Source organism: Prolixibacter sp. SD074 (assembly GCF_009617895.1).
Lineage (GTDB): Bacteria > Bacteroidota > Bacteroidia > Bacteroidales > Prolixibacteraceae > Prolixibacter.
This window is the reverse complement of record NZ_BLAW01000001.1, coordinates 2,942,045-2,965,944: the sequence shown is the minus strand read 5'-3', so window position 1 is coordinate 2,965,944 and position 23,900 is coordinate 2,942,045. Positions and strand designations below refer to the sequence as shown.

Here is a 23,900-nt window from a genome sequence, read left to right as displayed (position 1 = left end):
ATGAAGAAAATTTTGATTTTACTGACCATTGTGTCACTCTTATTCGGTTCCTGTTCCAACCGTTCACACAAATCATCTGCGGATGCTCAGTCGGATTCTTCCGCTGTTTTTGTTAGCATCCTGCCAATAAAGTATTTTGCCAAAAAAATTATCGGCGACCGGTTTCCCGTTGAGGTAATGGTACCACCGGGCGCCAGTCCGGCTACCTATGCGCCCAATCCCCGGCAAATGCAGAAATTATCAAATGCGGCGGCTTACTTTGCTGTTGGTCATCTTGGGTTTGAAAATGCGTGGTTAAAGCGTATTCGCGAATCGAATCCCAACATGGAAGTGTTTTTCACCGATACCGGTATTGACCTGATTAAAGGCGATACGCTGCAGCATGGAGATCACGCCCATCACGAAGGAGTCGATCCCCATATCTGGACTTCGCCAAAGCAGGCCAAACAAATTGCCATCAACATTTTTGAAGGAATGGTGGCCATCGATCCGGGTAACCAGGAGTATTACTACCAAAATTTGCAGAAACTATTTGACGAAATTGCGCGTGTCGATCGCGAGGTGAGTTTGAAACTGAATCTCCTCAAAGGAAAGCGGTTCCTGATTTTCCACCCCTCGCTGGGCTATTTGGCGCGCGATTACGGACTGATTCAGGAATCCATCGAATTCGAAGGGAAGTCGCCGTCGCCAAAGCACATGGAGGAAATTGTGGAACAGGCGCGCAAACAACACATCAAGCTAATCCTGATTCAGAAACAGTTTGATAAAGCGGATGCCGAAACGATTGCAAAGGAAATTCACGCCGATGTGGTGCAAATCGACCCGCTGGATGAAGACTGGCCGAAAGAAACACTCTCTATCGCGGCCAAATTGTTCGACAGTCTTTGGTGAACCACTCCTGGGCAGGGTTGTTACTTCACTGTTTAATTGCTAATTTCATTTCTTACTGACGGAACAATTCCTCAGCGGTTGAAACGGAAACAAATATACATGGAAAGTCTCTTCGAAATACGCAATATGTCGGCAGGTTACGACAAGCAAATCGTGCTTAGCGATGTGAACCTGACTGTTTATCCCGAAGATTTTATCGGGGTGATTGGACCCAATGGTGGCGGAAAAACTACCCTGCTGAAAACATTGCTGGGGTTGTTGCCACCCATCAAGGGCGAAATCGTTTTTAACGAGTCGATGCGGGAGGGCGACCATCATCAGATTGGTTACCTGCCACAGGTGAACCGGATCGATAAGAAATTCCCCATCACCGTATTTGATGTAGTTCGGAGCGGGCTGATGTCGCGCAAGCGGTTAACAGGACGTTATTCCCGCGAGGAAAACGAACAGGCGACATATTTGCTGGAAGAGATGGGGATTTTTGCTTTGCGAAAAAAAGCAGTGGGCGAATTGTCGGGCGGACAATTGCAGCGGGTGTTGTTGTGTCGTGCGCTGGTGAACCGGCCCCGGTTGCTGATTCTCGACGAACCCAATACGTACGTGGATAACCAGTTTGAGCGCGAACTGTACGAACGGTTGCGTATCCTGAATAAGGATATGGCCATTTTGCTGGTCTCGCACGATGTGGGCACGATTACTCAGTACGTAAAAACCATAGCCTGTGTGAACCGTACGCTGCATTATCACCCATCGAATAAAATATCAACCGAACAACTGGCGGCATACGAATGTCCGATTCAGATTATCTCGCACGGACCAATACCGCACACCGTTCTCATGCAACACGATCACTAATGGAAAACCTGATCTCAATTTTTCACTTTGGATTTTTCCAGAATGCCTTTTGGGCGGCGCTCCTGGCAAGCATTACCTGTGGCCTGGTGGGAACTTATATTGTTTCGCGACGCATTGTTTTCATTAGTGGCGGTATTACACATGCCTCATTTGGCGGCATTGGGCTGGGGTATTTCCTGGGCATCAACCCAATTCTGGGCGCGCTGGTGTTTGGCGTGCTTTCGGCGCTGGGCATCGAGTTCTTTACCCGCAAAGCAGATGTGCGCGAAGATTCGGCCATTGCCATGTTATGGGCGTTCGGGATGGCCATCGGAATTATTTTCGTGTACCTCACGCCGGGTTACGCACCCAACCTGATGAGTTACCTTTTCGGGAATATCCTGACGGTTTCGCACGCCAACCTTCTTTTTATGGGACTCATAGCGCTGGTCGTAATTGGCTTTTTCATCACCTTCTTCCGGATGATTTTGTTTGTATCGTTCGACGAAGAGTTTGCCCTGACCAATAATGCGCCGGTGCGGTTGTTCAACCTGGTGCTGATTAGTTTGGTGGCGCTAACTATCGTGATGAATATTCGCGTAGTGGGAATCATCCTGGTGATGTCGCTACTGACCATTCCACAGGCCATTTCCAATATCTTCACCCGGGACTTCGGTACCATGATGATTCTGTCGGTGATATTTGCCTTTATCGGCTCCATGGGCGGACTACTTTTTTCCTATTCCTTCAATATCCCTTCCGGTGCAGCCATCATCTTTGCGCTGGTCATCCTGTTTGGTATCCTGAAACTCATCTCGGTGGGCCTGAAGCGGGTTCGTGAATAGACGTTTTTGTCAAAAATACACACGTATTTCTATCACTGACCCCCCGGGGAACAAAATCCGTCCGCGTTTTTTTCATGCCCTGGAGACCGGGATAAGGGTGCATCATGGCTAAATCCCAAATCAGTGTAACCTTCCGGCGAAGGCCGGATGAATATTCCTCTCCCCCAATTAATTTGGGGGTTGGCGTACCACAATTTCCCCCAACCCCGCAGCGGGTTGAATAATTTACTGAAAATCTTCGTAACTTATTTACCCAAAGAATTTTTTACTCTCACTAACTTTAAAACTTTACCAAATGGCCAGTTACCACCAAATCCTCTATCATGTTACATTCCGGACCAAGAATAACCAGAAAGTGCTTCATTACTCCGGAAACGATAAGTTATTACGGTACATATGGGGTATTTTGAAGAACAAGAAATGCAAACTTTATCGAATTAATGCGGTTTCGGATCATGTACATCTGGTCTGTTATCTTCATCCATCAGTAGCATTGGCCGACTTAGTCCGGGAAATAAAGGTTTCTACTTCGCTTTGGATAAAAAGAGAGAAACTCTATCCTCAATTTAAGGGCTGGGCTGAGGGATACGGAGCCTTTACCATATCCTTGAGGGAAAAGGACGCCACCATAAAATATGTGATGAATCAACAAGAGCATCATAAAAAAACGGATTTTCGGGAGGAATACGTCAAGCTTTTGAATGAGAACGGGGTTACGTTCGACGAGAAGTATCTATTTTAAGAATATTCAACTCCTTTGGAGTTGCTTTTTAGTAAAGGTCGCTGCTCCTCCGGTTCCACCGGAGGTGAAGAATGATTTTACCCTAACGGGAAACCAACGTACTAGATGCTGAGTGTAACCTTCCGGCGAAGGCCGGATGAATATTCCTCTCCCCCAATTAATTTGGGGGTTGGCGTACTGCAATTTTCCCCCAACCCCTATAGGCTGAATTAAATTACAAAAAAGGCTGCCTTTAAAAAGACAGCCTCTTCGATTATATTTTCCCGGTAGGGTACCAATTACTCGTCATTACCCTTGCCAAACATCATCGGTTCATCGGTGGCGCGGGCTTTTTTCTCCCATGCTTGCGGAATCACTTTCCAGTTGTTCGGATTCTTGGGCGTGTAGGTCCCCTGTTTCTCCAGCCATTTCATCATGTAAAAGCGCAAGTCCTTTTCGGTGGTGCTGATGCGCCGCGCATTCAGCTCGTTATGCAGAATGCCGGCGCCTTCTTCGAGGTGGCCGCCGCCGCCGTTTCCCCGGTAGGAATTCACGGCCACTTTATAAACTTGGTTTTTCCGGAAGGGCGTTCCATCCGACATGGAGATGATGTGCACGCGGTGACCTGCAGGTTTGCGCACGTCGACGGTGTACCTGATGCCGCCTGCCGAATCGAAATTGAAATACGGCCTGGCCAGCGAATACGTGTTGTTTCCTCTGTTCTCCATCAAATTTCCATCTTTATCCTTGCGGAATTTGATGAGGTGGTCATCCGGACTTTTTATTGTATTGAACCAGCCGGCATACGAATATTCGAGAAATCCTTTGATTTCCTTTCCGGAAAGTTTCATCGTGTAGAGGAGGTTCTCGTATTTGTATAGCCGGAACATGTCGCGGACGTACAGCTCGCCTTTTTTCAACTGCGTGTTGTAAATGGTAGGTGCCGAAAGGGAAATGTCAGCGCCGCTTTGTACCAGTTGCACGTGGTGAATGAGTCCCATAAAACTGGAGCTGCCGAAGAAGGCATCGCGGGTATCGATGCCGGCGGTGAGTTTGGCTACCGGCTGGTTCACCCACTTTTTTACCTCGTTTACAAACGGCTTAAAGTGCGCCATGTATTCCGGATCGGGCTGGTAGTTTTTGGAGTGCTTCACTTCCGAAGTGATTTCCTTCTTCCATGATTTACTGGAGCGGTCGTAGATCAGCTTCATTTTGGCGACCGGAAACTCCCGTGCATGAGCCTGAGGCCCCATGATGAGTACTTTCTTGCCGTCGGTATTGGTGACCCATTTATTCCATTCGCGGTGATCGTGACCGGCAAACACGATGTCGAAACCGGGAACCTGTTCTGCCACCAGTGCTGATGCATTTTCGTTTTTGTACGTCTTTGCGGTGGTGCCGCCATAGGTATAATCGACGCCCGAATGGAACAGGCCTATCATTACGTCGGGATGCTCTTTTTCCTGTATAATCTTCACCCATTTGCGGGCGGTTTCAATTATGTCGTGGAACTCCATCCCTTTCCAGATTTTCTCCGGAAGCCAGTACGGAATGTGCGGCGTAATCATTCCCAGTACGGCAATCTTCACGCCCTCTTTCTCTATGATGGTATAAGGTTGGAAATACGGTTTCCCGTTGTCGGTGCAGACGGCGTTAGCCGCCAGCCATGGCATGTGCATTTCGCTGTGCACCTTGTCGTACACGGCATGTCCGGCTTCGATGTCGTGGTTGCCCGGGGTGGCCGCGTCGTACTTCATAAAATTGTAGACCCGTGCCACGATGTTCGTGCTGTCGGGCTGCAGGAAATTCGAGAAGTAAACGTCGGGATCTCCCTGCAGAATGTCACCGTTATCGAGCAACACCACGTCCTGATCGGGTTTCGCCCGTTCGGCTTTCACGTAGGAATAAACCGATGCCAGGGAATGATTGGCTGTCGTATCGGTGAGGAAATTCCACGGGAAGAGAGAGCCGTGTACATCGCTGGTTTCGATGAATTCGAGATTAACGGTTTTCTCCTGGCAGGACGAAAGGAGAAGAGTGAGCGAAAGAATGAGCAGCAGAAACCTTCCGCGCGCAAGATGTTTCCAGTTCATATCTGAATTTTCGATGAATTTGAAATGTAAATATAGTAAAGGGTTGGAAAAGGGGAAATGTTTAGAGAGGGAGATAAGATAATGAAATATACAAAATTATATGATCGGGATTCTCAGTAAAAGTGTTTTCTCTGCTCAAGTAAATTTGAAATAGTGTACGGATCAACATGAATAATGTAGAAAACCATAGTTGGACTTATGTACTCAAATGCGAAAACTCAATGGTTATTAGCTAGTCATGGAAAAATGTGTATGGTATGAGAAATAAATAAAATTACTACTTTAGTCATAAGAAAGTAATAATTTTGTACACTTCATTTGTTATTGATTTTGTACGTTTGTCGTACTAGGTTACAGAACAACAATTAATTGACATTATGAATCCTAATGGTGGTTTTACCGGAATATTGAATACTGAACATGGTACGCTTAAGATTAAGCTGTCGCTGATTCGGTTTGAAGAGGATGGCGTAAATATAATTTACTGTCCGGCGGTAGAAGTATATGGATACGGGAACAATAACGAAGAAGCAGAAGCATCGTTTAGAGTCTCACTTGCCGAATTTTTTAATTATACCTTACATAAGGGGACATTCGAAAGTGAATTAAAGCGTATGGGATGGTATATCCCTAGACACAAGCGCCAGAAAATGATACCGCCATCTATGAGTTATTTGCTGGAGAATAACGAGAATTTCAACAGAATATTCAATGAGCATAACTACTCTAAAACTGATGAAATTATAGATCTCCCGATGGCTGTATAATTTTTGATGACTAAATCAATACGAAATATTCCATTACGATTATTCCGCGATTATTTAACTTATAAGGGCCTAAGAGTTATTCGAACCAAAGGTGGGCACGAAGTGTGGTCACGCAAGAATCTTCCAAGACCAATTGTTTTACAAACACATATTGATCCCATACCTCCTTTTATAATCAAAAGTAATTTACGCACTCTTGGTGTTGATGTAAATGATTTTTATGATTTTGTCAAAAACCATTAAGATTATTTTTTTAACAAAAAACCCGAAGCCAATGACTTCGGGTTTCTCTTTTGTAGCGGGAACTGGACTCGAACCAGTGACCTCCGGGTTATGAGCCCGACGAGCTACCAACTGCTCTATCCCGCAATGTAGGCGTTGAGTATGTTTCTCAAACGCGGTTGCAAATATAGATGAGTTTTTGCCTCCTTCCAAATAATTTTGTGAAAAAACATAGCTGCTTGCCGTACTTCCCGGTGTTGTATATTGACGATGAAGCGGTAACCGCGAATAAAAAATTTCTCCTTTTTCTTATTAACTTTGGCAACCAGAGAAAACAGGACCGAATGATTACGGAAAACCAGAAGAAGCGCCTTCGCTATAAAATGAAGAATCCCTTGCGGATGGTGGTCTTTAACGACCAGAACCTGCATACACTTGGGCAGTTCCGGTTTACACCTCAGTCGTTGTTTATGTTAGTTGCCTCGGTGGTGATTGTACTGATTGTGGGTGTTATTTTACTTATTGCTTTTACGCCGTTGCGGGAATACATCCCCGGTTATCCTACCGGCGAAATGCGTCAAACCATTGTGGAAAACGCCCTGATGGTTGATTCGCTGGAAAGCGAACTGGCTGTGCGCGATCGCTATTTCCGCGATATCCGCATGTTGCTGGCCGGCGAAACACCCCCGGATGAAACCACTTCGCCCGATACCATTGTCCGGCTCGACCAGGTTCATTTCAAAAAATACAACCACGACAGCCTCTTCCAGGAACAACTGTCGCGCGAGCAATTTAACCTCTCTCTGAATAATAACGCTCCCGCCCATACACGGGGCATTTCGGAGCTACTGTTCTTCCCTCCTGTCAACAACGGGGTTATCACCAATCACTTCGATGCGGCCGGTGGCCACTTCGGTGTCGATGTGGTGGCGAAAAAGAATACCCGTATTTCATCGGTGCTCGACGGAACAGTGGTATTTACCGGATGGACCATGCAAACCGGATATGTGCTTGAGGTTCAGCACGAGCATAATCTGGTGACATTCTACAAGCACAATTCGGAGTTGCTGAAAAAGGCCGGCGATAAGGTGAGAGCCGGCGAAGCCATTGCCATTATGGGAAATACCGGAATGGAAACAACCGGGCCTCATCTTCATTTTGAAATGTGGCAATCGGGTGTACCTTTGAACCCCGAAGATTACATCAATTTTTAGGCTAGACATCATGAAAAATATTGCCATACTGGGTTCAACGGGTTCCATCGGAACACAGGCGCTGGAGGTGATTGAGAAAAATCCCGGCCGGTTTACTGTGGAGGTACTGACGGCCAACAACAACACACAGTTGTTGATTGCGCAGGCACGTCTGTTCAGGCCCAATGTTGTGGTTATTGCCAACGAAGATAAATACGACGAAGTCCGCGATGCGCTGGCTTCGGAACCGATTAAAGTTTATGCCGGTGCCAGTGCCGTAGCGCAGGTGGTGTCGATGGGTTCTGTTGATGTGGTGCTGACGGCGATGGTGGGATACTCGGGCTTGTTACCGACCATCAACGCCATTAATGCCGGTAAAACCATTGCGCTGGCGAACAAGGAAACGATGGTGGTTGCCGGTGAGTTGATTATGCGGCTGGCCAACGAAAAGAAGGTGGATATCCTTCCGGTGGATTCGGAACACTCGGCCATTTTTCAATGCCTGGCCGGCGAGTTCATGAACCCCATCGAGAAAGTCATTCTCACCTGTTCGGGCGGTCCGTTCCACGGAAGGACAGCGAAAGAACTTCGGGTGGTTACACCGGAAGACGCGCTGAAGCACCCGAGCTGGGACATGGGCGCGAAAATTACCATCGATTCAGCCTCGTTGATGAACAAAGGCTTCGAAGTGATTGAAGCGAAATGGCTGTTTGGTTTAAAGCCGGAACAAATCGACGTGGTGGTGCATCCGCAGAGTATTGTTCATTCACTGGTCCAGTTTCAGGACGGTGCATTGAAAGCGCAGCTCGGCATGCCCGATATGCGGGTACCCATTCAGTATGCATTGGCGTATCCCGAAAGGTTAGCCAGCGATTTCCCGCGCTTCCGGTTCTCCGATTACCCTACGCTGACATTCGATTCACCCGAAACCGAAAATTTTCGTAATCTTGCACTTTCGTATGAGGCTTTGCATCAGGGTGGAAATATTGCCTGTTCGCTCAATGCATCCAATGAAATAGCCGTAAAAGCCTTCCTGGAAAGAAAAATCGCTTTTACCGAGATGGCTTGTATCAATGAGGCTGTTATGATGAAAACTCCGTTGGTTAATGAACCTTCGTACGAAGATTATGTTGAAACCGATCGGGAAGCTCGCGAAAGGGCCATCTTATTGGTTAATGAAAATAGTTAAAAACGATTCGATAAAGATACTATGGTTGTTTTGGTCAAGGCGGCTCAGCTTATCCTGAGCCTTTCAATTCTGGTTGTCCTTCACGAGTTTGGACACTTTGTTTTCGCCAAGCTCTTCAAGTGCCGGGTTGAAAAATTCTATCTCTTCTTCGATCCGTGGTTTTCGCTCTTTAAATTTAAGAAAGGCGAAACCGAGTACGGCGTCGGCTGGCTGCCGCTGGGCGGTTACGTGAAAATCTCGGGCATGATCGATGAGTCGATGGACAAAGAGCAGATGAAACAACCACCGCAGCCCTGGGAATTCCGGGCGAAACCGGCATGGCAGCGTCTCTTAATCATGATTGGCGGTGTGTTGTTTAATCTCATTTTTGCACTTTTCCTGTATGCAATGGTGCTCTTCACCTGGGGTGACCAATACCTGCCTACTGCCAGTGTGAAGTATGGAATAGTGACCAATGAAGCGGGCCGTGATATTGGCTTCCAAAACGGCGATAAAATTCTGAATGTAGATGGCAAAGAGGTCGCTGATTTCTCGAAAATCGTTCCAACCATTGTGCTCGAAAAGGCCAGTTATGTGAATGTGGAGCGAGACGGAAAAGATGTAAAAATTCCGATCACCCAGGAAGATATCGCCCGATTGCTGAAAACGAAAAATGTACTGGGGATTCGTATTCCTTTTTCTCTTGATGTGACCGGCTTTCAAAAAAACTCACCGGCACGCGATGCCGGTATGAATATCGGTGATAAGGTTTTGGCCATCAATGGTCAGCACTTTACTTTCAATGACCAGTTTGTTAAGGCACTTAAAGGTGCAAAGGGTAAAACGGTGGATGTGACCATCGAGCGAAACGGCGAAACCAAAACATTGCCGGTTGCAGTTGGCGACGACGGAATGATGGGGGTACAGTACAATATGGGCGGACTTCGGAATGAGTTCAAGTTCAAAACGCTTACCTATGGATTCTGGCAATCCATCCCGGCCGGTGTAACGAAAGGTTTCAACACCGTTGATAATTATCTAAAACAATTTAAACTGTTGTTTCAGCCCGAAACGAAAGCTTATGAATCGTTGGGCGGATTTATCGCTATTGGAAATATTTTCCCCAGCATTTGGGACTGGCAGTCCTTCTGGAACCTGACAGCTTTCTTGTCAATCATTCTGGCGGTAATGAATATTTTGCCCATTCCGGCGCTTGACGGGGGCCACGTGTTGTTCCTGCTTTATGAAATTATCTCGGGCCGGAAACCCAGCGATAAATTCCTGGAATATGCGCAGATTGCCGGGATGGTGATTCTTTTCGCGCTGCTGATTTTCGCGAATGGAAACGACATTATCAAATTATTTAAAGGGTAGCGTGTCATTTCCTGAGTGCGAAGAACATCCTGTGAAAAAAATTCTAAATTTGTAACCAAACCTTTAAAACATGACATTATGAACTTATTCGTGATAGCAGGGTTCATTGGCCCGCAGGAAATCATAATCATACTGGTCATTGTTCTGCTTCTGTTCGGAGGTAAGAAGATACCGGAATTGATGCGCGGCCTTGGGAAGGGCATGAAAGAGTTTAAAAACGCCACCAGTGATGAGGGCGAGACAGATGAAAAGTCGAAGAAAGAAGACAAATCAAAAGAAGACAAATCAAAAGAGACACTCAAAGAGTAGTCTGAAGAATATTCAGGCGGATACGATACAGAACCCTGGTTCAATTGAGCCGGGGTTTGTTCGTTGATATTCTTTAACTTTTTTTACTAGTGTAATTTTGTTAATTTCGAAATAACCAACGTATCATCTAGTAAGACAATTTTCGGTAACCAATGCAATTTAAACCTGGTTCATTATACACCGTCCCGGGAACGGGCGCCGAATTACAGTTTTGTTGAAAGGTTTTTTTATTTTTTATCGAAACGACAATAAATCTAAAATAGCGTATCATGAAGAAGATACTATTTCAACTGACGGTCGTCTTTGCCTTGGGAGCGATAGTTTCCTCCTGCTCGGGAGACAGTAATCCAGTAATGAAAAATGCTACCGGGAAACCGGGTGAAACAGTCGTAGTGATTCCCAAGAACTATTGGGAAGGAGCTGTTGGCGATACCATATTTCACTTCCTGGCCCAGCCTGTGGCTGGTTTGCCCAGGGATGAGCCAATGTTGAATGTGGTGCATATTCCGCCGGAAGCTTTTAATGAGATTTTCAAAACCAGCCGGAATATTCTGCTGACCAGAATTAACACATCGGTTAAGGAACCTTCTATCAAGATACAGCGAAATGTTTGGTCGAAACCGCAATTGATTGTTACAGTGCAGGCACCCGATGAAAAGAGTTTTGTTGACTTCTTTGCCAAAAGAGGAAATGATGTTGTTGGCATCTTTGTGAAAGGCGAGCGGGATCGGTTGATGAAAATGTATGCCGACCGGAAATTTAGAAATGAAGCGGTTGCCAGCCGGATGGAAAAAGAACATCATTTCACCATTAATGTGCCAAAAGGATTTGCGGTTTCGGTTGACACCACCAATTTTGTCTGGATCCGCTATGAAACCCCGAATATTAGTCAGGACGTAATTGCATACTGGTACCCGTATACATCTGATAGTACGTTTACCAAAAAGTATTTACTGGATAAGCGGGATTCGGTGTCGAAGAAAAATGTACCGGGCCCCGCTCCGGGTACTTATATGACTACTGAGCGGATGATACCAACCCTCTCCCGTGCCTTTAAATTGAATGGTAATTATACAGTCATGATAAGAGGTTTGTGGAAAGTTCATGGTGATTTTATGGGGGGGCCTTTTGTCAGCATCACAACACTCGACCCGATCCGTGGTCGTGTACTCACACTGGAAGGGTTTGTTTATGCACCCAGGGACGATAAGAGGGAACTGATGAGGCAGGTGGAGGCGATGATCTATTCGGTACGTTTTCCCGACCAGAAAAAGAATGATAGGATCAACCGGATGGCCGAGATGGGCAATGGGATTGGGGCAACGCCGGCTGATTCAGTTTCGACGAAATAACTCCTTCGAAAGGATAAAACAAGAAGAGGCGGAAATATTGAATTTCCCGCCTCTTCTTGTTTATGGTATCTGTATTAACGTTTCATTGTTATGCTGGCTGCAGTTCCGGAACAATTTCCGGTAACTTGGCATGTTCGTATCCTTGCGTACGCAGTTGCGGACGGAAACCAGCGTCGATAATCGACTGCTGAATTCCTTTGGCATTCATCTGGTACGATGCTCCTGCTGCAGAAACCACGTTTTCTTCAATCATGATGGAACCCATGTCGTTGGCCCCGGCGTGCAGACATAACTGTGCCGTGTCTCTTCCAACCGTTAGCCACGATGCCTGGATGTTGGTCACATTGTTCAGCATGATGCGCGAAATGGCAATCATCCGCACATATTCCATCGGCTCAATCGGAGAAACATCAATATTTTCATAGAGCTCAGTATCATCGAGCATTACTGGCCACGGGATGAAAGCGGTAAAACCGTCGCTGCCTTCCGGACGTTCTTCCTGAACTTCGCGAAGCTGGACCAGGTGCTCAATGCGCTCCCGGTTGGTTTCGATGGTTCCGAACATCATGGTGGCCGAAGTGACCATCTTTAATTTGTGGGCTTCACGCATCACATCGAGCCATTCCTGCGTATTGCACTTTCCGGGTGATAAAATCCGGCGAACACGGTCGGAAAGAATCTCGGCACCTGCTCCGGGCAGACTGTCCAATCCTGAATCCCGCAATTGAACGAGGGTATCGCGGAAACTCAAACGTGAGCGTTTGGCGATGTGCGCCACTTCAGGCGGTCCCAGCGAGTGTAGTTTCACTTCCGGATAAAGGCGTTTCAACTCACTGAACAGGTCGGTATAAAACTTGATACCATACCGAGGGTGCATTCCGCCCTGAAGCAACAACTGATTACCACCCTGTTTGAGCATTTCTTCAATCTTTTCGGAATACTCTTTAATAGTGGTAGTATACGTATCCTTATCGCCTATATCGCGACGGAAATTACAGAAATTACAGTGGGCCACACACACGTTGGTGGTATTCACATTACGGTCGATAATCCAGGTTACCACGTTGCCGGGCACTTTCTTCTTCCGCAATTCATTTGCTATATGCATTAACTCCGGTGTGGGGGCGTGCTCATACAGCAGCAGTCCTTCATCAATGGTCAACGCCTCAAAGTTTAAGGCTTTTTGGTATATTGATTCGAAATTCATGTAGTAATAATTTGGCGTAAAGGTACTAATTTTCAAATAAGATAATCGCTGATGTTTACGGCTATCCTTTCCAAAAGGATTCAACCTTTTTCGGGCAATAATGTTGCATCAGTAAATTAAATTCTTCCAAATGGAACTAAAAAGACAAAACGAATACCGCGGTAATAATCTGGTATACATACTAAAAGAGGCAACGGAGCTGGCTTCGCTTCCGCTTAGCGAAAAGGAGAAAAAATATGCCCAAAAAAGGCTGAAGGACAAATCGGAATTGATTTCCATTAACCGGATGGATGGCTGGATTTTTCTGGTAGCACCTAAGCAGGATAAAGGGGATGATGTTTTTTACGAACAATGCCGGAAAAAAGGAAATGAAATAGCGACAGTGACTTCAGGGGAAAAACTGGAAGAACTCGGCATATCGGGTACCGGAGTGCAGGCTGTTATAGCTGTCGCCGAAGGAGTGGCATTGAGCAGTTATCGGTTCCTGGATCATTTTACTGATAAAAAAGGGAAAGATAGTTCGCTAAAAAACTTGTTTCTGGTTTCCGAAAAATTGACTGATGCAGATGTGACGGAATTGGCTAACCTGGTGAAAAGTGTTTACAAAACGCGCGACCTGGTGAACGAGCCGCTTTCGCATATGAATGCGGAGCGATTGGCGGCATCTTTCCAGGAAATAGGTAAGGAAGCCGGAATAAAGGTGGAGGTTCTGCACAAACAGAAAATCGAATCACTGAAAATGGGCGGTCTGTTGGCTGTGAACAAAGGGAGTATCGACCCGCCTACTTTTACCATCATGGAATGGAAACCTGAAAATCCGGTGAATGAGAAGCCGATTGTTTTGGTTGGGAAAGGCGTGGTTTACGATACGGGAGGCCTGAGCCTCAAGCCGACGCCCAATTCGATGGATTACATGAAATCGGATATGGCTGGTGGAGCAGCTGTTGGAGGTGCAATTTATGCAGCCGCGCTGAACCGGTTGCCGTTGCATATCATTGCTCTGGTACCGGCTACCGATAACCGTCCGGACGGGAATGCCTACGTTCCCGGAGATGTGATTACCATGTACAGCGGTAAAACAGTAGAAGTGCTCAATACCGATGCAGAAGGTCGTCTGTTGCTGGCCGATGCGTTGACTTATGCGAAAAAATTTGATCCTGGATTGGTGATTGATGCCGCTACTTTGACGGGGGCAGCTGCAGTGGCGCTTGGCCAATACGGAGTTGCCGGCATGGGAACCGCCAAACCGGAAGTATTCCAAAAACTTCAAAAAGCGGGATATGAGGTTTACGAGCGTGTGGTTGAGTTCCCGTTCTGGGACGAGTACGGCGAACTGTTGAAATCGGATATCGCCGACTTGAAGAACCTGGGACCGCGTGAGGCCGGAATGATTACCGCCGGGAAATTCCTCGAAAACTTTGTCGGCTATCCCTGGATTCATCTTGATATTGCCGGAGCCGCATTCCTGATGCAGCCCGACAGTTATCGTGGAAAGGGAGCCACTGGTACCGGGGTGCGCCTGCTTTACCGTTTTCTGAAAAGCATGGTTGATTGATATGCTTTGAAACCTCTATAAAAACGCGGGCTGTTCAGGGATATACCGAAGAAAAGTTTAAATTTGACCAACCTTTCCCCTCTGGGGGATTGTTGAAAATCTAACATTTAGGCAAGACTATGAAGCAACATATTGTCAAGGTCGGTATTACGCACGGCGACATCAACGGAATTGGTTATGAGGTTATAATGAAGGCATTACTCGATAACCGTATCATGGAAAACTGTACTCCCATTGTTTACGGTTCGCCCAAGGTTGCTGCTTATCACCGAAAGGCTTTAGATATTAATAGCTTTAGTTTCAACCATATTAATAGCGCTGATGAAGCAGTGCCCAGGCGGCCCAATATCATTAACTGCATTGATGAGAATATCCGGGTGGAGCTCGGAAAATCAACTAAAATGGCTGGCGAAGCCAGCTACATGGCACTCGAAGCTGCCGTTAAGGATATTAAGGAAGGCAAAATCGATGTGCTGATTACAGCTCCTATCAACAAGGAGAACATCCAGTCTAACGTTTTTCATTTTCCGGGCCACACGCAATACCTGGCCGAAGAGTTCAGGGTGGACGATCACCTCATGCTGATGGTGAGCAACGACTTGAAGGTAGGTATTGTCACTGAACATATTCCGTTGTCGAAAGTAGCATCGACGATTACTACCGATATGATTCTTAGTAAACTTCGGGTGCTAAACCGGACGTTGATGGAAGACTTTACCTTGCACAAGCCTCGTATCGCTGTTTTGGCATTGAATCCGCACGCCGGCGATCATGGTTTGATTGGTGACGAAGAGGAGCGGGAGATCATCCCGGCGGTTAAAGCAGCTAATGATGAGGGAATTATTGCCATGGGCCCTTATCCGGCTGATGGATTCTTCGGTTCATCTGATTATAAAAAATTTGATGCGATTTTGGCGATGTACCACGATCAGGGATTGACCCCCTTCAAGCTGGCTTCGTTTGAATCGGGTGTGAATTTTACGGCAGGCTTGCCGATTGTCCGGACTTCTCCGGGACACGGAACGGCTTATAGTCTGGCAGGCGAAGGCGTTGCTTCAGAAGATTCGTTCCGGAATGCCATATACCTGGCCATTGACCTGTTCATGAACCGTGAGCAGTATAAAGAGTTTTCGAAAGATCCGTTGCAGGGCCAGGAGGTCGATCGAAGCGGGGGAGAGTGATTCCACCACTCCCCAATTCCATGAATTAACTTGAATGAACGCAAAGGATGTACGAATACATCAAGGGAAATATCATTGAACTAACGCCTGCTTCGGTCATTGTTGAGGCCGGAGGTATTGGGTACTTTATCAACATTTCACTAACGACCTATACCCGTTTGAACGGACGGGAAAATGTAACGGTTTTTCTTCAGCAGATTGTTCGCGAAGACGCCCATCTTCTTTATGGTTTTTCCGGCCGGGATGAGCGGGAACTCTTCAGGTTACTGATATCTGTAAACGGCATTGGTGCCAATACAGCTGTCATGATGCTTTCATCGTATCAACCGGAACAGCTGAGAGATGCCATTGCCACCGAAAATGTGAATGTTCTCAAAAGTATCAAAGGTATTGGAGCCAAAACGGCGCAACGGGTTATCATCGATTTGAAGGATAAAATCGGAAAATCATCAGAATCAGTGCATGTTTTCGATAAAGCAGACAATACCATCCGCGAAGAAGCGTTATCTGCTTTAGTGATGTTAGGTTTTAACAAGCGGGCCATCGAAAAAGCACTCGGCCGGATTTTTTCCGACAATCCGGGTATTTCTGTTGAAGAAACGATTAAAATTGCGCTGAAAAATCTTTGAGGGCTCCGTTTCCCTGTATTTTTGCGGATAAAATTTGTAGTAGCTGGTGTTGAGAAGGTACCGCAGATATGTGCTGGCTATTTCCATGCTGATTATCGTTGCTTCCATTATTGGTAACAGCGATGCCTCAGTTAGTGTGGGAAGAGCCGTAAGGTGGAATAATGCCGGTCCGGTTTACGAAGAAGGTGATACGCTTGCCGTAGATACCATTGGGAAATTACGCTATCCCTTTCGGGATAAAGGCCCCTTCGGAGATTCAGGACAACAGGATTCATCCGCCTTATATCTTCACGATCCGTCTAATATGAAAAAGGAGGTGAACTACGACCCTGAAACCGGCGACTACGTTTTTTACGACCGGATTGGTGACTTTAACTACCGTTTACCACGAACCATGTCGTTGGAAGAGTACCGTAGCTGGGATTTTCAGGAATCCATCAAGCGTTACTGGCGACAACGAATGGCGCAACAATCCTTCGAACAGCAATCGCAACTCATTCCTCAGCTCAAAGTCGGTGGCCAGTCTTTCAACAAAATATTTGGCTCCAATACGGTGAGTATCCGCCCGCAGGGTTATGTGGAGCTTAGCCTCGGTGTGCAAACCAACCGTATCGACAATCCTTCTATTCCCGAAAGGATGCGTAAAACCACAACATTCGACTTCAATGAGAAGGTGAACATGAATGTGGTGGGACAAATTGGAAGTAAACTGGACATGCGGGTAAACTACAATACCGAAGCGACTTTCGATTTCGAGAATAAAATGAAGCTTAATTATACCGGTGACGAGGATGAAATTGTGAAGAATGTGGAAGCCGGTAACGTATCCATGCCGTTGTCGGGCTCCCTGATTACCGGAGGAACCAACCTTTTTGGAATCAAAACTGATTTGCAGTTCGGCAAACTATCCGTTTCAACGATATTTTCACAACAGAAGGGAGAGACCAAAACCATCGAGACGGAAGGTGGAGCGCAGAAGACGAAGTTCCAGATTGATGTGACCGATTACGATGCTAACCGGCACTTTTTCCTGGGACAGTATTTTTACGATCACTACGATGCTGCACTGGCAAATTTGCCGGTCATCAATTCGGCCATCACCATCAACAAGGTGGAGGTGTGGGTGACTAATAAATCAAATGACTTCAAGGAATCCAGAAATATTTTGGCATTGACCGACCTTGGTGAGCGGGGGGCTAACCGTGAGAATCAATCCATCTCTGAATTTGGCGATACGCCAGGGCTTTCGTATCCGGAAAACGTGTATACGTTCAACGACGCCAACCAGATGTATAATTCCATGACTTCGACGTATTCCGGCTTCCGGGATATCGCCCAATTGACACAGGTGATAGCTCCATTGGCCGGTCGTGGATTTGTTGCCGGCCGCGATTATGAAAAGATTGAAAATGCTAGATTGCTTTCTCCTTCAGAATACACGGTCAACAAAAAGTTAGGATACATCTCGCTCAATTCGGCATTGAACGCAGATGAGGTGCTGGCTGTTGCATATCAGTATACCGCGAACGGAAAGACCTATCAGGTTGGTGAATTTTCGACCGATGGGATTGATGCTCCGCAAACGCTGGTGTTGAAACTATTAAAGGGGACCAATTTGAACCCCAAATTCAAGAATTGGGATTTGATGATGAAAAACGTCTATAATCTGGGCGCTTATCAACTTTCGCCGGATGATTTCAAATTTGACGTAGAGTTCCAGAATGATTCCTCGGGTACCAGCCTCAATTACCTGCCAACAGGCCCACTGAAAGAAAAAATCCTGCTGAAAGTGATGAACCTGGATAACCTGAATAAACAAAATGATCCATACCCGGATGGTCTGTTCGACTTTCTGGATGGCGTGACCATCGATGCTGCTACCGGACGCGTGTTTTTCCCGGTTGTTCAGCCGTTTGGTTCGAACCTGAAAAAGCAGTTGGGAAGCGATCAGACGGCAATTGACCGTTACGTTTTCCAAAGCCTGTACGACGAGACAAAAACGGTGGCCGAACAGGACGCCGGGAAAAATAAATATCAGCTGGCGGGAAGTTACAAAGGGACTGCCAGTAACGAAATTTCGCTCAACACCATCAATGTGGCGCGGGGCTCGGTGAAAGTGACCGCCGGAGGAAGAGAATTAACGGAAAACATCGATTATGTGGTCGATTACGCCCAGGGAAAAGTGAAGATTATCAACCAGGGTTTGCTTGAATCGGGAACGCCTATCTCGGTTTCTACCGAAAGCAGTGACTTGTTCAGCATGCAACGGAAAACCCTGCTGGGCACCCATATGAATTACGAGTTCAATAAGAACTTTAATATTGGAGGTACGGTGATGTACCTTCACGAAAAGCCGTTGACACAAAAAGTGAATTATGGCGAAGATCCAATCTCAAATATCATGTTGGGAATGAATGCTTCGTACAAAACCTCGTCGCAACTCGTTACCAATTTGGTGGACGCGCTGCCATTTCTGGATACAAAAGCCGAATCGAAAGTGGCGGTGGATGCAGAATTTGCGCAGTTGCTGCCCGGACACTCCAAGGTGATTTCGAACGAAGGTGCAGTGTATATCGATGATTTTGAGGGAACGAAAACCACCATCGACATGAAGACGCAGCATGCCTGGAGCTTTGCCAGTACGCCACAGGGCCAGGACATGTTTCCGGAAGGTGAACTGATTGACAATCTGGCTAATGGTTACAACCGGGCGAAACTGGCCTGGTACGTCATCGATCCGCTTTTGCAGCGGAACACGGCCACAACACCGGAACACCTGATTCGAAATAAAGACCAGCGTTCGAGTAACTATGTACGGGAAGTGTACCAGAGTGAAATTTATCCCGATAGACAAACTCCCGTGGGGCAGCCTACCAATATCCCGACATTGGATTTGGCATATTATCCTTCGGAGAAAGGTCCCTACAACTTCGATACGCACCCTTCGACTTATTCTGCAGGTGTGGCTTCGGATGGTTCCCTGAATCAGCCGGCAACGCGTTGGGGAGGTATTATGCGGCAAATTCAAACCAGTGATTTCGAAGCGGCGAATATTGAATACATCGAATTCTGGATGATGGATCCGTTTGCAGAAGATACGCTACAACAAAATCCCGGTGGCGATTTATACTTCGATTTGGGAAATGTGTCAGAGGACATTCTGCGGGACGGAAGAAAATCGTTTGAAAACGGGCTGCCGGCCGATGGCAATTACGCTGCAACATGCGATACGACTGCATGGGGACGGGTTTCCAGGCGGCAATCACTTGTGAAAGCGTTTGATAATAATCTACAGGCTCGCCGTTACCAGGATATCGGTTTGGATGGCTTGGATTCGAAGGATGAGGAGACGTTCTACAAAACGTATCTCGACCAGTTGAAGGGATTGTTGCCTCAGGATGCATTTGCCAAATATTATGCCGACCCGGCGAATGATAATTTCCACTATTTTCGCGGAAGCGATTACGATAATGAGGAACTGGGAATTCTTCAACGATACAAGGATTATAACAACCCCGATGGAAACTCTCCCACTTCCGATATGTCGCCGGAACCGTATAGTACGGCTGCAACTTCGATTCCTGATGTAGAAGACATCAACGATGATAACACGTTAAGTGAGAATGAATCTTATTTCCAGTATCATTTGAAGTTGGATCGTCAGGAACTGCAGGTAGGAAAAAACTTTATCGCCGACTCAAAAACAGCACGGGTAAAGCTGAAAAACGGTACAACTACGGAGATTACCTGGTACCAGTTCAAGATTCCGGTGAAACAACCGACCTCGACTATTGGTACTATCTCCGATTTTCGCTCTGTCCGGTTCATGCGGATGTTCCTGCGCGGGTGGCAGAAACCGGTTGTCCTGCGTTTTGCTACACTCAATCTGGTGCGTTCCGACTGGCGGATATACGAGAAAGATCTATCAGAAAACAACAGTGTTCCTTCCCCTGATACCAAATTTGAAATTTCGGCTGTTAATATCGAAGAGAATGCCAACCGGGAACCGGTGAACTACGTGCTTCCTCCTGGAATTAGCCGTGTGATTGACCCGGCCAACCCGCAAATCAGGCAACTGAATGAGCAGTCGATGGTGTTGCGAACGCTGGATTTGCCGACCGGAGATGCCCGCGCAGCTTATAAAAGTACAACGGTGGATATGAGGCGCTACAAAATGCTTAAAATGGAGGTGCATGCCGAAGCCATTGAAAACCATCCGCTGAGCGATGATGATTTGTCGCTCTTCATCCGTTTGGGCTCTGACTATCGGTATAATTATTACGAATATGAAATTCCGCTAAAACTGACACAGCCGGGTTACTATAATAATGATTCGGAAAACGACCGGTACATCGTCTGGCCCGAAGCCAATCGGATGTATATTCCACTGGAGCTGTTGCCCCGGTTGAAATTGGAACGAAACGCCAAGATGCGTGAGGCGGGTTCCCAGCTTTCGCTGAATGATGTGTTTGAAGAGATTCAGAGTGATGTGAATAATAACCAGAACATTATCAAGGTAAAAGGTAGTCCGAACCTCGGTGAGGTTACTTCCATCATGATTGGTATCCGAAATAAGGACGGCAGTGCGCACCCGGGGAATAAGTCCGTGGAGGTGTGGGTGGACGAACTTCGGTTAACCGATTTCGATGAAAAAGGTGGCTGGGCTGCATTGACACGTATTTCGGGTAATCTGGCTGATTTGGGGACCTACTCGTTTGCCGGAAGAACCAGTACGGCTGGCTTTGGAAGCATCGACTCGAAGATGCAGCAACGCAGCATGGAGGATAGCCACGAGTATGATGTTTCCACGAACCTTCAACTGGGAAAATTCTTTGGTGAGAAATCGGGCGTCCAGATACCGATGTATCTTGGTTTTTCAAAGGCTGTACAAACACCTGAATATTCGCCGCTCGATCCGGATGTGAAGTTAAAAGACGCGCTGGACGCTGCCGCCAATAAATCGGAACGGGATTCGATCAAACGTATTTCACAGGATTTTACGATTCGCAGAAGTATCAATTTCACGAACGTGCACATCGATAATCCGAATAAGAAAGGGACCCCAAAAATTTACGATATATCAAATTTAGCAGTGACCTATTCTTTCAATCAGTATTATCACCGCGACATCAATACCGAAAAAAATGAATCGCGAAATACTCGCCTGTTGTTTTCATACAATTACAACACGCGTCCGAAAGCCGTGGAGCCCTTCAAAAATGTGAAGTTGTTCCGTTCGCCATGGTTCTCATTGATTCGTGATTTCAATTTTTATTATTCGCCGGAGCAGATCTCTTTCCGTTCGGATATGAACCGGCGGTACAGCGAACTGCAGTACCGTAATATTACCAACCCCGATTTTATCATTCCTTCATCCTATGACAAGGATTTCGTTTGGGATCGTTATTACGACTTGCGTTACAGCCTTACCCGCAGCCTTAAGCTGGACATTTCGGCTCAGAATACGTCAAGAGTTGAGGAGCCTTTGGGAGCCAGGTTGAACAAGAACCAGGACGACTATGAGGCACGTCGCGATACAATTATTCAAAGTATTCTCGACGGAGGCCGCAATACACATTATCACCATACGGTGAATGCATCCTATACGTTGCCGATCAATAAAATACCGTTACTGAACTGGACTTCGGCCTCTGCTCGTTATCAATCTACATTTGACTGGGATACGGGACCGATTACCAACGGTGATTACCAGCTGGGTAATATCATCCAGAATTCTCGTTCGATGCAGTTTAACGGACAAGCAAACCTGGTTAACCTATACAATAAGGTCCCTTTCCTGCGAAAAGTGAATCAGAAATATTCCGGACGACGAAGAACCGGCGGCAGAAGGCCTTCGCCAATGCGGCCTACCGGTGGAAATGGGAAAGAAGTCCGGTTTGCCGATAAAGGTCTTAACCTGAAAGCTGGGAAAGCCCGCTCCATTTTCCATAAACTGGGGACAAAGGAGGTGCGGGTTACTGTTACTGATGCCACCGGAAAACCTATAAACGGGGATGTTAAGGTGGTGAATGAAAACAGGGTGACCTTTACTGCAGCTAAAGATTATAACAATGCCAGTGTTTTGGCCATCGGGACCCAGAAACCCTCCTCAAATATTGCATTGAAAGTGGCGGAATACACGTCGCGTTTTCTGATGATGGTTCGCGACCTGAATATTTCCTATACGCAGACTGAAGGTACGGTTTTGCCGGGTTACTTGCCGGGTACCAGCTACTTTGGATTGAATAATTATACTCCGGAAGGCAGTACGGCTAAATCGCTGGCTCCGGGTTGGCCTTTCGTACTAGGAAATCAAGACCCGAATTTCGCCTGGAAAGCAATTGAGAATGGCTGGATGACGACGGACTCGGCTCAAAGCAGCCCCTACCAAATGACCAGCAACAACACGTTGAGCTTAAGGGCAAAGCTCGAACCGATCCCGGGATTGAAAATTGATTTGATGGCTAACCGGAGTTACTCCGAAAATTCATCAGAGTTCTACTTGTACGATGCTCAGGACGGCTGGGGGGCATTCAATAAAAGCTACTATGGAAACTTCTCTATGTCGGTAATCACGCTTGGTTCAGCGTTTGATAAGTTGGGAACCAGTGGCGTGCAAAAATCTTCAGCATGGGATAAATTCCGTAAATATCGGCGTACTATTGCCAATCGGTTAGCCGCGCAACGTGTCCCGAATATGGATCAGGAATACGATCCAACGAAAATCGATCCGGAAACCGGTTTCCCCGATGGTTACGGGCCGACTGCAGCACAGGTGTTGATACCGTCTTTCTTTGCTGCTTATACAGGAACTGATCCGAATAAGGTGGCGCTTGATCCCTTCCCTTCGGTTAAGCACATGATGCCCAACTGGCGGGTACAATACAATGGAGCCGTTAACAGCATTCCCGGCCTGAAGAACTTGATGAAAACGCTGAGCATTTCGCATGCCTACCGCTCTTCCTACAATGTGGGCTCGTTTATTAGTAATATGAATTATCACAATGCTGGCGATGGTTTTAGCTATGTGCGCGACTTTCAGAATAACTTCCTGCCCCAAAATGATATTAATGCCATTAGTATTAATGAGTCGTTCAGTCCGCTGTTTAACCTGGATGTGACCTGGCAAAATAACCTGACCACTCGCGTCGAGTACCGAAAGTCACGGAACCTAACGTTGAGTTTGACAAACAACCAGTTGACGGAAGTGTACAATAACGAAATGAGTATTGGCCTTGGGTACCGGTTTGAAGATTTGAAGTTGTTTATCAAAACCAAGAATTCGCAAAAAACATTGAATAACGATTTGCAAATCAGGGCTGACTTTGGCTTGCGTAAGAATAAAACGGTCTTGCGGAAACTGGTGGAATCAGATAATCAGCTTACCGCAGGCCAGCAGGCGATGACCATCAAATTATCGGCTGATTACAACTTGAGTGATGCCTTTATTATGCGGTTATACTACGATCGCATTGTCAATAATCCATTTATTTCGCTCTCTTATCCTACGGCCAATTCCAATATCGGTGTAAGCTTCCGGTTTACTTTGTCGCAGTAGG

General features: G+C 46.5%; 16 protein-coding genes and 1 tRNA gene. 14 read left to right on the top strand and 3 right to left on the bottom strand.

Annotated elements, in window-relative coordinates; genetic code table 11:
* From GJU82_RS12740 to tnpA, 4 genes are all read left to right on the top strand, one after another.
* The gene (locus GJU82_RS12740) at positions 1-891 is read left to right on the top strand and encodes a metal ABC transporter solute-binding protein, Zn/Mn family (protein WP_153632486.1); all 891 of its coding nucleotides are present in this window, start codon (positions 1-3) and stop codon (positions 889-891) included.
* A 99-nt stretch (positions 892-990) separates the two neighbouring features.
* Positions 991-1,746, top strand: a complete 756-nt coding sequence (locus GJU82_RS12735) for a metal ABC transporter ATP-binding protein (protein ID WP_153632485.1) — start codon at positions 991-993, stop codon at positions 1,744-1,746.
* Complete coding sequence (locus tag GJU82_RS12730) at positions 1,746-2,570, top strand: metal ABC transporter permease (protein ID WP_228488695.1); 825 nt, start codon at positions 1,746-1,748, stop codon at positions 2,568-2,570. Before GJU82_RS12735 ends, GJU82_RS12730 begins: the two co-directional genes overlap by 1 nt.
* A gap of 295 nt (positions 2,571-2,865) precedes the next feature.
* Positions 2,866-3,312, top strand: coding sequence for an IS200/IS605 family transposase (gene tnpA / locus GJU82_RS12725; RefSeq protein ID WP_153632484.1), 447 nt, complete (start codon positions 2,866-2,868; stop codon positions 3,310-3,312).
* A gap of 278 nt (positions 3,313-3,590) precedes the next feature.
* Here the strand turns inward: tnpA and GJU82_RS12720 are convergent, their stop codons facing one another.
* Complete coding sequence (locus GJU82_RS12720; protein WP_153632483.1) at positions 3,591-5,384, bottom strand: bifunctional UDP-sugar hydrolase/5'-nucleotidase; 1,794 nt, start codon at positions 5,382-5,384, stop codon at positions 3,591-3,593.
* A 377-nt stretch (positions 5,385-5,761) separates the two neighbouring features.
* Between GJU82_RS12720 and GJU82_RS12715 the strand changes: the two genes are divergently transcribed.
* Positions 5,762-6,151, top strand: a complete 390-nt coding sequence (locus tag GJU82_RS12715) for a hypothetical protein (protein WP_153632482.1) — start codon at positions 5,762-5,764, stop codon at positions 6,149-6,151.
* Positions 6,152-6,447: 296 nt separating this feature from the next.
* Here the strand turns inward: GJU82_RS12715 and GJU82_RS12710 are convergent.
* A tRNA-Met gene (locus tag GJU82_RS12710) sits at positions 6,448-6,520 on the bottom strand.
* Positions 6,521-6,717: 197 nt separating this feature from the next.
* Between GJU82_RS12710 and GJU82_RS12705 the strand changes: the two genes are divergently transcribed.
* The 5 genes from GJU82_RS12705 to GJU82_RS12685 all read left to right on the top strand — a co-directional run bounded on the left by GJU82_RS12705 (position 6,718) and on the right by GJU82_RS12685 (position 11,769).
* Positions 6,718-7,587, top strand: a complete 870-nt coding sequence (locus GJU82_RS12705) for a M23 family metallopeptidase (RefSeq protein ID WP_194831050.1) — start codon at positions 6,718-6,720, stop codon at positions 7,585-7,587.
* A gap of 10 nt (positions 7,588-7,597) precedes the next feature.
* Positions 7,598-8,755: a 1-deoxy-D-xylulose-5-phosphate reductoisomerase gene (locus GJU82_RS12700; protein ID WP_153632480.1), complete on the top strand. Its 1,158-nt coding sequence runs from the start codon at positions 7,598-7,600 to the stop codon at positions 8,753-8,755.
* Positions 8,756-8,776: 21 nt separating this feature from the next.
* Positions 8,777-10,108 (top strand): RIP metalloprotease RseP, encoded by a 1,332-nt coding sequence (rseP, locus tag GJU82_RS12695; protein ID WP_153632479.1) that lies wholly within the window; start codon positions 8,777-8,779, stop codon positions 10,106-10,108.
* Positions 10,109-10,186: 78 nt separating this feature from the next.
* Positions 10,187-10,417: a twin-arginine translocase TatA/TatE family subunit gene (gene tatA, locus GJU82_RS12690; protein WP_194831049.1), complete on the top strand. Its 231-nt coding sequence runs from the start codon at positions 10,187-10,189 to the stop codon at positions 10,415-10,417.
* 269 nt (positions 10,418-10,686) lie between these two features.
* Complete coding sequence (locus GJU82_RS12685; protein ID WP_153632478.1) at positions 10,687-11,769, top strand: DUF4837 family protein; 1,083 nt, start codon at positions 10,687-10,689, stop codon at positions 11,767-11,769.
* Between the two features lie 88 nt (positions 11,770-11,857).
* Here the strand turns inward: GJU82_RS12685 and mqnC are convergent, their stop codons facing one another.
* Complete coding sequence (mqnC, locus tag GJU82_RS12680) at positions 11,858-12,976, bottom strand: cyclic dehypoxanthinyl futalosine synthase (protein WP_153632477.1); 1,119 nt, start codon at positions 12,974-12,976, stop codon at positions 11,858-11,860.
* Positions 12,977-13,106: 130 nt separating this feature from the next.
* Between mqnC and GJU82_RS12675 the strand changes: the two genes are divergently transcribed.
* From GJU82_RS12675 to sprA, 4 genes are all read left to right on the top strand, one after another.
* Positions 13,107-14,531, top strand: coding sequence for a M17 family metallopeptidase (locus GJU82_RS12675; protein WP_153632476.1), 1,425 nt, complete (start codon positions 13,107-13,109; stop codon positions 14,529-14,531).
* Between the two features lie 119 nt (positions 14,532-14,650).
* Positions 14,651-15,712: a 4-hydroxythreonine-4-phosphate dehydrogenase PdxA gene (pdxA, locus tag GJU82_RS12670; protein ID WP_153632475.1), complete on the top strand. Its 1,062-nt coding sequence runs from the start codon at positions 14,651-14,653 to the stop codon at positions 15,710-15,712.
* A gap of 47 nt (positions 15,713-15,759) precedes the next feature.
* Entirely contained in the window at positions 15,760-16,341 is a 582-nt protein-coding gene (gene ruvA / locus GJU82_RS12665; protein WP_153632474.1) for a Holliday junction branch migration protein RuvA, read from the top strand.
* 46 nt (positions 16,342-16,387) lie between these two features.
* Positions 16,388-23,899, top strand: coding sequence for a cell surface protein SprA (gene sprA, locus GJU82_RS12660; protein WP_153632473.1), 7,512 nt, complete (start codon positions 16,388-16,390; stop codon positions 23,897-23,899).
* Position 23,900 lies beyond the last annotated feature (1 nt).

Bases quoted from the DNA above. Each gene is read 5' to 3' on its own strand.
- GJU82_RS12740 (WP_153632486.1), top strand. From the start codon at position 1: ATGAAGAAAATTTTGATTTTACTGACCATTGTGTCACTCTTATTCGGT.
- GJU82_RS12735 (WP_153632485.1), top strand. From the start codon at position 991: ATGGAAAGTCTCTTCGAAATACGCAATATGTCGGCAGGTTACGACAAG.
- GJU82_RS12730 (WP_228488695.1), top strand. From the start codon at position 1,746: ATGGAAAACCTGATCTCAATTTTTCACTTTGGATTTTTCCAGAATGCC.
- tnpA (WP_153632484.1), top strand. From the start codon at position 2,866: ATGGCCAGTTACCACCAAATCCTCTATCATGTTACATTCCGGACCAAG.
- GJU82_RS12720 (WP_153632483.1), bottom strand. From the start codon at position 5,384: ATGAACTGGAAACATCTTGCGCGCGGAAGGTTTCTGCTGCTCATTCTT.
- GJU82_RS12715 (WP_153632482.1), top strand. From the start codon at position 5,762: ATGAATCCTAATGGTGGTTTTACCGGAATATTGAATACTGAACATGGT.
- GJU82_RS12705 (WP_194831050.1), top strand. From the start codon at position 6,718: ATGATTACGGAAAACCAGAAGAAGCGCCTTCGCTATAAAATGAAGAAT.
- GJU82_RS12700 (WP_153632480.1), top strand. From the start codon at position 7,598: ATGAAAAATATTGCCATACTGGGTTCAACGGGTTCCATCGGAACACAG.
- rseP (WP_153632479.1), top strand. From the start codon at position 8,777: ATGGTTGTTTTGGTCAAGGCGGCTCAGCTTATCCTGAGCCTTTCAATT.
- tatA (WP_194831049.1), top strand. From the start codon at position 10,187: ATGAACTTATTCGTGATAGCAGGGTTCATTGGCCCGCAGGAAATCATA.
- GJU82_RS12685 (WP_153632478.1), top strand. From the start codon at position 10,687: ATGAAGAAGATACTATTTCAACTGACGGTCGTCTTTGCCTTGGGAGCG.
- mqnC (WP_153632477.1), bottom strand. From the start codon at position 12,976: ATGAATTTCGAATCAATATACCAAAAAGCCTTAAACTTTGAGGCGTTG.
- GJU82_RS12675 (WP_153632476.1), top strand. From the start codon at position 13,107: ATGGAACTAAAAAGACAAAACGAATACCGCGGTAATAATCTGGTATAC.
- pdxA (WP_153632475.1), top strand. From the start codon at position 14,651: ATGAAGCAACATATTGTCAAGGTCGGTATTACGCACGGCGACATCAAC.
- ruvA (WP_153632474.1), top strand. From the start codon at position 15,760: ATGTACGAATACATCAAGGGAAATATCATTGAACTAACGCCTGCTTCG.